We start from the raw sequence: 14153 nt of genomic DNA, 5'->3' as shown, positions 1-14153 counted from the left end.
GGCTCAGGGTCGCTGCAAACTATCCCCTGTGTACTGTTTCAGGAAAGAGATGATTACTGATCAGAGAAAGAAGAATCGCAAAACCAATGGCCGCACCGCCAAGTAACACATTAAAATATACCGGTGCCACCAAGGCAATACGGATCATCAGGGTTGACAGCGCATAACCGGAATTGCGAAACACAAACTTGGCGGACGGATGAAAACACTGGGAAATAAGAACGATAAGAATATCGGTAAGGATGAGCAGGGTATAAAAATCGTGAAAGAAATCTACATGCCCCTCCCCTACGCTGTTCTGTACAACGGAATACCCTCCCATAATAACAAATGCAGCCAGCAACAGCAGGGAAATTCCTTTTTTAGCTGCCACAAAACCTAAAATATCCATGGGCTTACTTTGTTCCTCTGCCCGGACCTGAATCTTGTAATACACTCCCAGCAAGGCGAAAATAAGCAGGGCGCCAAATCCATTGGAAAGAATATGGAGAATTTTTTCCTCATTTCCCAGATAGGTGATTGGTTCGGGAAAGTAAGAAAGCTCTTTAAAGGCATTACGGATCAGAATAAGGGAGAGTATCTCAAACTGTTTGCCAAGCGACCTGGAAAAAGAACAGGGCAGAACAAAAATCAGGCTGATCACCTCCAATACAAGGATAATGGAAAAAGCCATCTGCACTGCATAAAAGTGGTTGGCAGGAAGCATTCCTGCCAGTGGAACCGGTAAAAAATGTCTCCGGTTCAATTCAATAACCAGCAGACTGACCAAAAAAAGGAACACGAGAACCGTCGAAAGTTTACGGTGAAGATTCTCGTGTTCATAAAAGGCATGCAGTGGATCAAAGAGATAGGTGATCCGTTCGTAAAGCGTGTGCATATGGACGTCTTATTATGGTTTAAAAAAGCGAAGCCGGTTAGCGTTGGTAACAACAGTGACCGAAGACAAGGCCATGGCAGCACTGGCAAACATGGGCTCCAGCAGCCAGCCTGTGAAAGGAAAAAAGAGCCCGGCAGCCAGTGGAATACCGAGCGCGTTATAGACAAAGGCTCCAAAGAGATTTTGCTTTATGTTGCGCAAAGTAGCACGCGATATGGCAACAGCGGCGGCAACGTGTTGCAGGGAATCACCGGTCAGGGTGATATCAGCATTTTCTATGGCCACGTCGGTGCCGCTGCCGATGGCAAACCCTGTATCTGCCTGGGCAAGCGCCGGAGCATCGTTGACCCCGTCACCGACCATACCGACCAATGCCCCCTGATCCTGCAGCGTCTTGACGACATCCTGCTTTTCCTGGGGCAGCACTTCACTGTGCACCATGGAAATGCCAAGCTGTTCAGCCACTGCGTCTGCTGTTTTCCGGTTATCCCCGGTACACATCACCACTTGAATGCCACGATGTTGCAGCTGGCTGACGGCCTCAATCGAATCTTTGCGCAATGGATCTTTTAAAATAAGTAACCCCACTACTGTTTGCCCTTGTCCAAGCCAAATCGGTGTGCCGCCAAGGGTAGCTTCTTCATTGGCAATAGTGCGTAATTGCGGATCAAGAGCGGCCCCTTGTTCTGCCATCAGATGATGGTTTCCAAGGTACACCCATTCTTCTTTATTGCGCGCTTTTACCCCCCGACCAGCCACGGCTGTAAAATCAGTCAACCTATCAGGAATTACTTTTTTACCGGCAGATGCATCCAGTACTGCCTCGGCCAGGGGGTGCTCGGAGTGTATCTCAAGACTAGCCGCCAACTGTAAAATTTCCTCTTCTGTGGCCGATCCCGCTGAGACCACCCGAGTCACAGTTGGTTTGCCCCTGGTGAGGGTACCGGTTTTATCGACAACAATATGGGTCAAAGAGGAGGCGGTCTGCAGTGCTTCAGAGTTTCTGATTAACACATTACATTCAGCAGCCCTGCTCATGCCCACCATGATCGCAATAGGGGTGGCCAGGCCAAGAGAACAGGGACAGGCGATAACCAGTACGGCGATACCTGCTGTCAAGGCAAAGGCCGGACTCGGTTCCGGACCCACCAGGTACCAGATGCCGAAAGTCACAATGGCAATAGCAATTACACAAGGTACAAAAACGGCAGCCACCTTATCGACCAGTCTCCCGATGGGCGGTTTGGAAAGCTGTGCCGCTTTTACCATGCTGATAATCTGGGAAAGAGCAGTCTCATCGCTGTTTTTTGTTACCCGGAAAAGAAAAGTACCTGCCCGGTTGATGGTCCCGCCGGTTACACTGTCCCCGACATTTTTTTTCACTGCCAGCGGCTCACCGGTAAGCATAGACTCATCAACCGTTGACCCGCCTTCCTCTATCACACCATCGGTGGGTATCTTTTCACCAGGCCTTACCCGAAGTAAGTCATCCGGCCGAATGAGGGAAGCAGGTACATCAACCGTCCTTTCCGACCGTTGCAGGTGCCCTGTCTTGGCCTGCAACCCCACCAGGGAACCGATAGCTTCACTGGTTTTTCTTTTGGCCCTTACCTCCAAACCATGCCCCAGTTGTAAAAAGGCCAGAATCATCACCGAGGCATCCAGGTAGAGGTGGCTGGCCTGCCCCGGTAAAAAATCAGGATTAATGATGACCAGTACCGACGCACTCCATGCAGCAGCTGTTCCCAGGGCTACCAGGGTATCCATATTGGAAGAAAAATGGCGGGCCATTTTCCAGGCTGTTACATAATAGGTGCGACCGCTGAACCACATGGTGAAGAGACAAAGCAAAGCGATACCGCCCCAGAACCACTGATTGTCCTGTACAGCAGGGAAAAAACCGCCCATATGCCCAACCATAATTACAGCCCCCACCCCAGCCGCGACTACAGCTCGCTGCCATGAACGAACAATCTCTTTTCGACTTTCCGCAGCCTGTTGCAAGTGAGGATCGACATAGGTCTCTTCCATAACACCGGCAAGGCCCGCATCGTTCAGCGCAAAGAAAACGTCTGCAGGATGAGCAGTTGTGGTAACCAAAAAGTGGTCGGCGAACATCTGCAGATCAGCCTCACCGTCTTCTCTTTGGATAATTTCCCGGATCTTACTTTTTTCCTGTTCACCGAGCCTGTTGGTAAAACGGATAATAAAACTCCCGGCAGTCGGTGCTCCTTCGGGCAAGGATGCATCATACCCATGCTCTATAATGGCTGCGACCACCGCTGCCGGATCACCGCCAACAACCCTTACCTTCTTTTCCAGCAGGCTCACTTGGGCACTCTGTACTCCGCTCACCGCTTGCGCTGCCTGTTCAACATTATGCACGCAACTTGAGCAGGTCATATCACGGACAGAAAGCCAGTATTCCCCCTCACCGGACACGCTCTTTTTCCTGGGCACTGCCTCAGCCTGATAACCACGGTCACGAATGGCTGCAATCACAGCATCCGGATTGCCTCCTGCTACCAAAACGTTTTTGGCAAGCAGATCAGCCTCGGCTTTGACCACACCATCCGTACTCAACGCTGCTTTCTCTACAGCATGCACGCAGCTGGAACAGCTCATGTCAGCGACATGCACCATAAAACTATCACGTCCTTGTCTACCAGCTCCTTTAACCACCTGTTGCACGCCCCCCGGATCGCTCTCCAGGGAAGAGGCCTGGTAGCCTCCTTCCTTTACAGCTGCCACGACGTCCTGCTCTACCCCTCCGGTAACAGTTACTTTGCCGCCGGCAAGATCGACCTCAACTTTACAGACCCCTTCCACCGCACTGATAATATCATGTACCCTTTTTTCACAATGCTCACAGGTCATGTCGGTAACCGTTATTACATAGGGCGAATTCCCTGCTGCATGTATCATCTTATATCCTTTGTCCACCAAATAACTGCTTTTCACAGCTTCTCCCCTCTTCACATTACAAGGGCAGAATATGTATCTCTTCCTGCAAGGGATAATTGCCTTTTATCAACAAACCATGGCGTCCATCAATGGAGACAGGGTCCCCAAAATTAATCCTACATCCGTTTACTTCCGCATATTCCTCAGCTTCGTACACCGCCATATCGCGACAACCAACCACACAGGTTTTTTCCAACCGGGTGGCCACCACGGAGGCATGAGATGTCTGGCCCCCTCTGGAAGTAATCAGCCCGTCGACCATGGAAATTTCCCGGATATCTTCCGGAACAGTATCCTGACGAAGGAGAATAAGGTCTCCGGCATCCTCTTCCTGGCGTAACTGTTTAATGTTCTCCTCGGTAAACACTGCCCGTCCCGACATGGCTGACCCGGAGACACCTATCCCCTTGGTAAGAATGTTATTATGGGCAAGATCGCTATCAACAAACACGTTAAGGTGCTCTTTTTTCTTGATTGTGATCATATCCCTGGTCTGGAGGATATAGAGTTTTTCCGGTTCCGGCCCCTCAAAGGTGAATTCAATCTCCTGGGGATTCCATCCCTTCTCGTATACCAGTTCACGGCTGATATCACGCAACCTGTTATAAATTTCAGGAAACCTCAATTCCAGGCTGTTTCGTTCATCACGACCATCAAGCTCAGCTTGTTCAACCGAAACCGGATAACTTGTCACCAAACCGGACACAATATCCTCCCCCTGATCACCAGGGGCATAATCTCCCCAAAGAGCAACCCGACGAACCTTGCGGTAAGGGTGGGCGGTAAACAACACCCCACTGCCGGCCTGGGGGCTAATGTTACCATACACCATGGCCTGGACAATCACCGCTGTTCCCCAGTCGTCTGAAACATCCATTAACCGCCGATATTCCTTTGCCTTATGAGCATTCCATGAATCCAGTACCACTTCAACCGCACCGATAAGCTGCAGCCAGGGATCTTCCGGCATCCCATATCCCCGGTTGCGGATCGCCTGCTGATAGCTCAGTGCCAGCTCATGCATCGCCTCTGGAGAAAAATCTTTTTTCAAGCGGACATTCTGCCGCTCTTTTTGCTCATTCATCAACTCCTGAAAATCTTCCCGGTCCATTCCGTGAGACATACCCCAGGACTGCAAAAACCGACGATAATTATCCCAGGCAAAAGCAGCCGAATCCGGATGCAGAGCGACGAATTCCTCCACCAGCTCCTCGTTGGTGCCCACATTATGGATGGTAGTCATCATGCCAGGCATGGACATGGCCGAACCGGATCGAACAGAAAGCAGCAGTGGCCGATCCACACCACCAAACACGGTCCCAGTCAATTTTTCAATTTCCGTGATCGAACCACGAACCCGTTGCATGAACTCATCCCTGGCACGGTCAAACTTACGCACCGCTTCGTAGCAACGAAAAATTTCAGTGGTAATAATAAAGGCCGGCGGCACTGGTTTTTCATCCCGTGCCATAACCACCAGGTTAAATCCCTTATTGCCAAGATGAATAAGGTTGTGGGTGCGCATGTTTTCGTCGTGAAGCGCACTGATCGCCTTCTCTGGATTATACGACATCAACAGATCAAGGGTATCCTCGTCAAGAATGTCTTTTTGGGCTTCCAGGGTCTGGATAATCTTGCCGATAAAATTATCCAGATGCTGCAATCCAAAGGCAGTGGAAATCAGTTCCCTAAAAAAAGACTCGGATATCCGGAGGACTGTCTCCGGAATATTCTCCTCATCCCAAAGGGAACAATACTTGCCGAGCAAATTTTCCCGCCCTACCTGAGGCACCACAATAGACAAATTATTCTGATGAATGTTGGTATAATAGGCATATATAATATCTTTTACCCCTTCGGACAGACCACGCATGATGTCGAGGTGCTGGGTGTAAGAAAACCGTTTAATGCCAATGGAAGACGCCAGCAGGTTGCTGTAGGTATCCAACCGTCTACTGGTGATACCGTCGATCTGCAGGGCTCTGGAAAAAAAACGGAGACACTTCAGGATATGAATAAAGGTTGCCTGGGTGATAAATGAGAGGTTAACGGTTTCAAACAACCGCTCAAGATAAATATTAGCCAGACTTTCCAGACGAAAGGTCAAACCAAGGGAATCAAATTTACGTTCGCTGTAACGTCCATATACCGATGGGATATCGACCGCAATATGCCGTTTGTAGTAAATTTCTTCATTAGGTTCAAACCGCTCCTCGCTGAGTATAACCTGGCGCAGGTGTTCAAGCTGCCCCAACAATGCATCAAGGCACTGGAAAGGATCATCTTCTGCCAGGATATCCATCAAATTTTCCAGCTCCGGAAATCCATTTTGGATGGCATACTGCAATTGCAGATGCAGTTCCGGCAGGCTGAGATGATATTTCTGATGGAGCAACTTATACATTTTAACCAGCAGGTTAAACCGTTTCAGTTCATCCTTGGCTATATCGTTTTGGGCTGCCAGGAACTGCTGACGGTCACTATCATCCCAGTCCAGTATCTGCTCCATCCTGCTAAAGCGAAGTTGCTCTTTGATGCGCTGCGCCAGCCGATGTTGATCATCAACAAACAAACCGCTCTCTTCCACCTGCTCCAGCACCTCTATGGGCAGGTAATCTTCTAAATAGGTCTTATCAAGCGTGATCCAGAAGGTAAATATTGCCTCGATAAAGCCTACGATGAGATTACTTGATTCCACATGGGCCTGTTTGCGCAAAAAATGGATAAGCAGATCCTTACGTTTGTGGATCTCATCGATCTCGGTTGAGACATCACGCAACTCGCCTTCTGCCCCTATTTCATTAAAGAAGACGGGCATGAGCTTGGTGAACTGCTTGGCAAGATTGTAGATCGGCTCAATGGGATGATTGAGCAGGTCAGTGATATCTCGCTGGAACAGGTCTGTATCTTTTACACAGACCCCACTGATACGAATATTAATAATCAGGGCGGAAAACAGGGTGGCACACCATTTGGGCTCCTGTTGGATCAAATTGAGCCAGATCCTGATATTACTTAAATGAGCGGGGTTAGCAATGGGTTGCCAATCCTCATCCACGCCGCGAACATTTGCATATTGAAATCCAAACCGGACAGCCTCCCACAAAAAAGCCTCCACCAGACTTGAGTTGCCCCGCTTAAAAACTTCGTTACCGATCACCTGAATACACTGCAGAGAGGTATGGGGATAACGACGCACATTTGCCTTGAGCAGCTGAAAGGTAGTGGTAAAAAAACGTTCAATCTCTTCAAAACTCTGGCTGCGAATAAGCTGTACCAGGGATCGATTGATCTCCCGCAGTGTTTCTTCATGAATGAGACGCAAACCGTCTGTCTCCATAATCCGAAAAAGAAACAGCAACTTCCTGTTCTCAATAAAATGGGCCTCAAGCTCATCTATCGGGTCGGCAACCAGATGGGAAGGGATGCTCCGGTAAAGACGAACAATGTCCATGTGGTTCGGTAATCCAGCCATAGTGACCAAGCCCGTTTCCGGATCATCGACAATATCAACCTGCTGCAAACGTTCCTGATGGATCCGTATCTGCTTGTGGGAAATGGCCACCAGGTAATCCCCAGCATGCCAATTTTTGCAATACTCGCCACATCTGGCTTCAAACCAGGGAAGCGGGTCCTCTTCGCTCAGCCAGTATTCATAATTTCGTTTGAGGATTACCTGCACCAAAATTGCCAGTTCCCCAAGGTGAAAAGCTTTCTCCTCCATCTCCTGCCACAGGCTTAAAACACATTCGGCAATCTTACGCACCGGATGATGCCCCTGGACAATAAACATCATAATATCGGGTCTGTTTGCATCGAGACGGTGAAGCTTATTAAAAAATAGATTGAGTTCCTGTTCATACAGAGGCAGGGATTCCGGCCCCAACGATGCCACCAGTTTATCGGCATAAGCAAGGAGCGCTTCAATGATCCGAGAGACCATTTGCTCATTTTTATAGGAATCTTCCAGGGCCTCAAAAAATATACTGGTGAACAAGGCAAACGATTGCGGCCCCTGCTCATGCTTCCGGTAATGATGTAAATTCTTTAGAGCAAAGGCCCGCAGCTCAGGAATAAGCATTTTCCAGTTCCGGTAAGGATGACTGATTTCATACAACAGCGTCTCGATTTTGGTCGCCAGCCCTTTATAGCCACTGATTATCTCATAGAGAGGCATATACGTCGGGTTTATCTCCACCTCACCAGCTGTTTCCTGGAGATTTGCTTTCAACGCATCTGATTCAATGGCTGGTGATGATCCAAGGGAAGTCATGGGCTGCCTCAATGAAAAATTAACAATAAATAAATGTACGCATAGAAATGTAAAACGGATTGCCCTGAAAGTCAGCAGTTGTTTTTACGACAGGAAAGGAAGAGAAGAAGATGACACGGCCCCTGACCAAAATCGGGAAATTCACAGTATACAACCTTCCATTCAGATAAAATGAAAGGTTGTATTGAGTGTTTACATAAAGAATGAAACGTCAGACTTTCATTACTGGCTGAAACTTAAGAGCAATTTTTAATTATTGGCAACGGAGCTAGTGCCAGCGTCTTTTCCTGCTCCTTCTTGCCCAGTAGATACAACCAACCATAAATGCCAACCAAAGTGAGCAAAGAGAGCAGAATATAGACGACATTATGTCCTTCAGTCACCTGATAAAAGAAAGTGGCCACAGCCCAGGCCAGCAAGGTGGCATAAATCGCCATTACCGCTGCATAGTAGCCTCCCATTTCCTTACGGGCTGCGCCGATAACTGCAAGACAAGGAAAATACATGAGAACAAAGAGCAAATAGGCAAAGGCAGAGAATACGGTGAAATTTGCTGCAATATGCTTGTAAACAGAGGAGCTCGCTCCAATTTCTTCAGAAATCGTTTCTTGGTCTTCGGCTATCAATCCTAGGCCGAGTAAATCTACGCTACTGATCACACCCACTAATCCTTCACCCACGGTGGTAAAGGCTTCGGTTATTGTCCCGCCTATATCAAGTTCAGCCGGCTCCTCAGCTACTTCCGCTACCGTTGCTTGGTTCATGTCCATTGAGGAATAGAGTGCGTTCACGGTACCGACAATGGCCTCTTTGGCAAAAAGTCCGGTAAAAAGAGCTACCGACGCAGGCCAGTTATCTTTTGTAATGCCCATGGGTTCAAATACTGGCGATATGGCTTTACCAGCATGAGCGAGTATCGAGGATTGCGAGTCTTCATTACCAAAGCTCATTTCACCATTTTCATAGCCAATGGAATTGAAAAGACTGAGGACAAAAACTGCTGTTACAACAATAGTACCGGCTCTTTTGATAAAGGACTTAAGACGCAGCCAAGAACTTTTGAAAACCGCACTTACCCGTGGGGCATGATAAAGAGGCAGATCCATCACAAAATGGGACGGCGTTCCTTTGAACAGCGTATTTTTCAAAAAGAATCCAGTGAGGATGGCCATAAAGAGACCACTGAGGTAAATCAGAAACACGGCTAAACCAGAATACGCACCAAAGAGAGCTGCACAGAAAAGAGCATACACAGGAAGGCGGGCACCACAGGACATAAATGGTGCCATGAATATGGTCATAAAACGGTCTCTTTTGCTGCTAAGGGTCCGTGCCGCCATCACGGCAGGAACCGTACAACCAAAACCAACTATCATGGGGATGAAAGCTGAGCCGGGCAAACCGATTTTTCTCATAAACTTGTCTGCAACAACGCCAACACGGGCCATGTATCCCAAATCTTCCAGAATGGCAAGAGCCAGGAACATGAAGAAAACGACAGGAATAAAGGTTGCCACGGTTTGACACCCGGCCCCGATACCGCCTGCAATGGCTACCGTAAGCCATTCAGGGCTACCAACGGCAGAGAGAAGCGCTTCGGGTATATCAACAAAAAGCAAACCGCCAATAATATCAAAGAAATCAATAAATACAGAGCCAAGACCTATGGCAAACCAGAACGTGACAAACATTGAGGCAAGGAAGATCGGAATTGCAGCAAAACGGTTCATGACAACATTGTCAATTCTGGTGGTAAGGTTTTCGCTGCGGTCTTTCTTCTCACGGGCAACCCGTCCACAGATGGCGTCGATGTGGGCATACTTTTTTACCGTATCCATGACTTCTTTAGTCGACACATGAGAATCATGGGCCGGCAGGTCGGCGACACGCTGTTCGATAGCAACCACTGCCTTTTTTACGGAGGACTTGTCCACTGCCACAACAGGAATAACCGGCAGGCCGAGATCTTTGCTCAACCGATCAATATCAATTTCAATACCTTCATTCTCAGCAACATCAACCATGTTGAGCAGGACAATGATTTGGTTGGTTCGCTCTTTGAGGTCCATGGTTAAATACAGGTTACGAGACAGGTTGGTCGCATCCACGACATTGATAATCAAGTCATACTCACCATCTCGAATAACCCGCTCTGCTACTTTCTGGTCTTCAGTGTCCGGGCTGAGGTTGTAAGTCCCCGGCAAATCTACCAGTTCCACTCGACTTTCCTGAAGCGGGAATGTTCCTTCTATCTTTTCCACCGTAACTCCAGGCCAGTTGCCGACCTTCTGCCGGGCACCTGTCAGGCTGTTGAAAAGCGTTGTCTTGCCGCAATTAGGCACACCAGCAATAGCAATTCTTTCTATCTTATGCATTGTTGCACTCCCGAACGAGCACCTGGCGTGCTTCTTTTTTTCGTAATGCGATTCTACTGCCCCTGATCTGGACCACAATCGGGTCTGCTATTTTCACCGAAGAAAGCTCCACTGGAGTCCCCTCGACAAATCCCATTTTGTACAGCTTGGTGGCATAGTCCTCAGACGTGGTATTAAAACCTGTTACTTGATAGGTGATTCCTGCCTGCATGTTGGCAAGGACAATGTTTGCACTCATTCTTCGCTCCGGCTATTGTTTTTAGGTTTACCTAATATCTATAAGGAGCGAGATTTAATTGAATTGAAATATAAAGTCAATATTTTTATTAGGTGCGACTAACAAACGACAGCTATCGCTCGTCCATGGTCCTACACGTAAAGATGTATCAGGCAAAATGTTGGTACATAAGTGAGCAGTTCATCATCAGCCCCCAAAAAAACACCGTATTCTCAAACCGACAAGGCTTAGGAATACGGTGAGATAAAACATCTAGGCTAAAAGTATATTACCAATATGTTTCCTACTTACTATTTTCTTTTGCTGGAGCGAGCATCATCTTCAAAACCACTACCGTCAGAAATGCCATCACCGGAGTTTGGTGCTGGTCCATAAGATTCTTTATCCAAAACGATAGTATCTTGAACCATCTCAAAAGCCATAATTAAAACGGACAATAACGCCAACAACAATTTTAATAACAATTCCTTCCTTTTTAATGTTTTTCATTTTTCTTATTTAAGGGTGATCTCATGATCGTCCCTTTCCGCCACCACTATTGCCAGATGATCCACCTTGGCCGCCTGAGCCGCCCGATCCTCCGCTGCTGCCATTAGAGCCACCTCCGCCGCTTGAGCCACCGGAACCTCCACTGTTCCCGCCGGATCCACTGGAGTCATTCCCTGAACCGCCCGAACTGCCTGAGCTACCGGCACCATTACCGGATGAGCCACCTGAATTTCCCCCTGAACCTGCCCCATCACCAGGAGACTGCCCAAAACCTGATGATCTCCCAAAATTCTGAGCAGTTCCTCCTGAGCCAATGTGCTCACCAAGCTGATTTGCAATCCCCTGGGCAGAACCGTTTCGTGCCCTTCTCGTGAAAGCCTTCTGTATTTGTTGCATATCTACATCGTCATATGACTGTTCCAAAGCGCTGACCACTACGGCACTAACAGTTACTGATTCAACCCCGCGCCGTGCCATTAATCTGACGGTGAGCATAGTCTCAAGGGCCAACTCCCGCGCCTCCTGACGGGTCATTGTTCGCAAACGAGTTTGCAATGCCTCCACAATCTCATCATAATCTTGTTGTTGCAATCCGGCGGTATAGGCTTCAGCAACGACCTTGCCCAAAACCTGTGTATCCTCGGCATCATCTACTAACTGCCGAACCTGACGATAGGCATAAGCATATCTGTTTCGCACTGTGGTCATCGCCTGAAAAATCCTCTGTTCATCTACATCTTTGGCAATGCCTTCATACACTTTATCAGCTAGAGGCTTGGTCGGAAGTCCTTCTTGCTCGGCGTCCTGTATAACTTTCTGCACCTGAACCTGATTGGTATGGGTAAAGCGTTGTCTTTGCATGGCCTTTAAAAGAGCCGGCAATTCCTCTTGATCAACAATGAATTGTGCCATCTCTCGCGTCTGCGATCGCTGCTGCAATTCAACAGCATCTGTAACCGGCTCATCTGCAAAAGCGAGTGAGCAGGTCGCAAAAAACATCCCAATTAAAACGACATATATATTTTTCATCGCTTCTTCTCCTGAGAGTTGAAGTTACTTGTCATAACCACCACGTTCGTATGAAACGGCAATTTATTAAGCTCAATAACAACAGTTTTTTTTCATCTTTACTAATACAACGCCTAAACAGCACAGGGGTTACAACTCTTCAGAAAAAAAACAATTTTTCCCACCAAAATCATCCATCACCGTATATCTGCACTCAGGCAAGGTAACGACCCCGTCGACCATATAGAAGTAGGTAAACTCTTTTGCCTTTGGCACAGTAACCACCCAGCTATCACCCTTTGCTTGAGCTGCCTCATGCAGTTGAAAACGATCAGCGGATGATGCAAAGACAACCTTTTTCGCTTCAGGATATTCGCAATAGACGGTGATCGAATCTCCAGCAACCCGAATAGAATGTTTGGGTGCACAGCCCGAAAAAAATAGCAGGCACACAAACAACAACCCCGCAATCCAGTTTGCTCTCAACCAAGTAGTCATGCCTTACCCTCCACGACTAAAATCGAGTTAATTGCTCCAAAATCATCTGCCTCCTGGATATCCACAGTTGGATCTGGAACAAGCCTTTTACCATCGACGATAAAGGTATACCTGTGTTCACCAGATACCACTGGCAAGGTTACCTCCCAGTACCCATTGGTACCGGACGGCACGAGGGCCACCTTTTGCCAGCCAGTAAAACTGCCTGTTATCTCCACCTGCGCCGAACCTTGCTGGTAAATGACAAAGCGGTGCTGTGCTACTGCCTCCACTATAGCAACACTATTCCCAGGTGGTTGATCAACAGTTTGCGGAAAAAAGGATCCCGCGAAAAAAGAAAAACAAAGCGCCACACATGCTGCCAGCCCCAAGCCGAGGGTGTGCCAGGTGTTTGCACTTTTTCCAGAGGGCATCTCCAGATCAGCTACATCATGGACCAGTGCACCGGCCAGCAGTTTTTCCTGCTCGAGCAGGTCCAACACCTCTTCGCGGTATCGCTTGTTTATTGCAACCTGACCTACAAACAGCTTTTTTTCATCCAGGGAGAGTTCATTATCAATGTACATGCTTATGAACTGTTCCATTATATCACCTTGTCGCTTAGTAGCTCCTGAAGTGTTTTCCTTGCCCGATGGACGCGCACTTTTACATTGGCAATACTCAAATCCAGTAGAGCGCCAATCTCCTTATAGGCCATACCGCCAACTGCCAGCGTGAGTATTTCTCGGTCCTGTTCAGAGAGTTTGCCCATTGCCTGGAGGATTCGCGAATGCTCCTCTTTACGGATAAAGGTCGACTCCTCATCGGGAATAACAACCTGAGGAGGGTTTAAGGTATTTTGCTTATATCGATTGCGCTGATAATCCACCAGCGCATTACGGGCAATGGTAAACAGCAGGCTGGGGATGAGTGTCTTCTGCGCAGTGCCATACTGCTTAAAATGGCGGGTAAAACTCTCCTGGGTAATATCCCTGGCGACCTCTCTGTCACCACACCGAAAAAACAGGTAACTGAAAAGCCGATTCTTCTGGTCCGTATAAAACCGTTGATATGTAGCTACTTTTTCCACGGTTATGCCCTGTAGAGTTCTACGTTAACAGCTATCTATAGATACAACAGTACGGTATAAAAAAGGTTACATTCTTTCTCTATTTTTTTTGGGAAGGAAAGTGACTGAAAGGGGAGAGACGAATCGGAATGATACCTGTGCGCTGCCCTATCATTTAAAATAGACAATACAATATTCTACTATTATATTTTCTGGAAAATAATTGACTGAGGGTGTCAGGAAGTAGCTAATCCTTTGAAATTCTACATCAGCTAAGCCCTATGGGCATCTTTAAAATCCAGCAAGTTTATGCCGTCCAAGATCATCCGGAAGCATCTCTAATTCCAACTCGTAACAGCCCCCTCTTCCTGACAACCCGATAG

At 47.8% G+C, this 14153-nt stretch carries 10 protein-coding genes; all 10 read right to left on the bottom strand.

From position 1 onward, the window contains the following. Positions 1–19 precede the first annotated feature (19 nt). Positions 20–877, bottom strand: coding sequence for a hypothetical protein (locus JWH17_RS05240; protein ID WP_205221521.1), 858 nt, complete (start codon positions 875–877; stop codon positions 20–22). Between the two features lie 12 nt (positions 878–889). Beyond that, complete coding sequence (locus tag JWH17_RS05235; protein ID WP_332468371.1) at positions 890–3838, bottom strand: heavy metal translocating P-type ATPase; 2949 nt, start codon at positions 3836–3838, stop codon at positions 890–892. 19 nt (positions 3839–3857) lie between these two features. Continuing rightward, positions 3858–8114: a PEP/pyruvate-binding domain-containing protein gene (locus tag JWH17_RS05230; RefSeq protein ID WP_205221520.1), complete on the bottom strand. Its 4257-nt coding sequence runs from the start codon at positions 8112–8114 to the stop codon at positions 3858–3860. Between the two features lie 236 nt (positions 8115–8350). Continuing rightward, complete coding sequence (gene feoB, locus JWH17_RS05225) at positions 8351–10489, bottom strand: ferrous iron transport protein B (protein WP_205221519.1); 2139 nt, start codon at positions 10487–10489, stop codon at positions 8351–8353. Beyond that, positions 10482–10727 (bottom strand): FeoA family protein, encoded by a 246-nt coding sequence (locus tag JWH17_RS05220; protein ID WP_205221518.1) that lies wholly within the window; start codon positions 10725–10727, stop codon positions 10482–10484. The genes feoB and JWH17_RS05220 overlap by 8 nt, the downstream gene beginning before the upstream one ends. Positions 10728–11017: 290 nt before the next feature. Then, positions 11018–11191: a hypothetical protein gene (locus JWH17_RS05215; protein ID WP_205221517.1), complete on the bottom strand. Its 174-nt coding sequence runs from the start codon at positions 11189–11191 to the stop codon at positions 11018–11020. Positions 11192–11237: 46 nt separating this feature from the next. Next, the gene (locus tag JWH17_RS05210; protein ID WP_205221516.1) at positions 11238–12245 is read right to left on the bottom strand and encodes a hypothetical protein; all 1008 of its coding nucleotides are present in this window, start codon (positions 12243–12245) and stop codon (positions 11238–11240) included. A gap of 129 nt (positions 12246–12374) precedes the next feature. Next, positions 12375–12722 (bottom strand): early set domain-containing protein, encoded by a 348-nt coding sequence (locus tag JWH17_RS05205; RefSeq protein ID WP_205221515.1) that lies wholly within the window; start codon positions 12720–12722, stop codon positions 12375–12377. Continuing rightward, on the bottom strand, positions 12719–13306 hold the full coding sequence (locus JWH17_RS05200) for a glycogen-binding domain-containing protein (protein WP_205221514.1): 588 nt from the start codon (positions 13304–13306) through the stop codon (positions 12719–12721). Before JWH17_RS05200 ends, JWH17_RS05205 begins: the two co-directional genes overlap by 4 nt. After that, positions 13306–13791, bottom strand: a complete 486-nt coding sequence (locus tag JWH17_RS05195) for an RNA polymerase sigma factor (RefSeq protein WP_205221513.1) — start codon at positions 13789–13791, stop codon at positions 13306–13308. The genes JWH17_RS05200 and JWH17_RS05195 overlap by 1 nt, the downstream gene beginning before the upstream one ends. Between the last annotated feature and the right edge of the window lie 362 nt (positions 13792–14153).

The sequence above is a fragment of the Desulfogranum marinum genome (assembly GCF_016918565.1).
Taxonomy (GTDB): domain Bacteria; phylum Desulfobacterota; class Desulfobulbia; order Desulfobulbales; family Desulfobulbaceae; genus Desulfogranum; species Desulfogranum marinum.
Note: the sequence above shows the minus strand (reverse complement) of the source record. Positions and strands in the feature narration are given on the sequence as shown.

Excerpts from the sequence above, each read along its gene's own strand:
- JWH17_RS05210 (WP_205221516.1), bottom strand. The coding sequence starts at position 12,245 with ATGAAAAATATATATGTCGTTTTAATTGGGATGTTTTTTGCGACCTGC.
- JWH17_RS05230 (WP_205221520.1), bottom strand. The coding sequence starts at position 8,114 with ATGACTTCCCTTGGATCATCACCAGCCATTGAATCAGATGCGTTGAAA.
- JWH17_RS05200 (WP_205221514.1), bottom strand. The coding sequence starts at position 13,306 with ATGGAACAGTTCATAAGCATGTACATTGATAATGAACTCTCCCTGGAT.
- feoB (WP_205221519.1), bottom strand. The coding sequence starts at position 10,489 with ATGCATAAGATAGAAAGAATTGCTATTGCTGGTGTGCCTAATTGCGGC.
- JWH17_RS05205 (WP_205221515.1), bottom strand. The coding sequence starts at position 12,722 with ATGACTACTTGGTTGAGAGCAAACTGGATTGCGGGGTTGTTGTTTGTG.
- JWH17_RS05220 (WP_205221518.1), bottom strand. The coding sequence starts at position 10,727 with ATGAGTGCAAACATTGTCCTTGCCAACATGCAGGCAGGAATCACCTAT.
- JWH17_RS05240 (WP_205221521.1), bottom strand. The coding sequence starts at position 877 with ATGCACACGCTTTACGAACGGATCACCTATCTCTTTGATCCACTGCAT.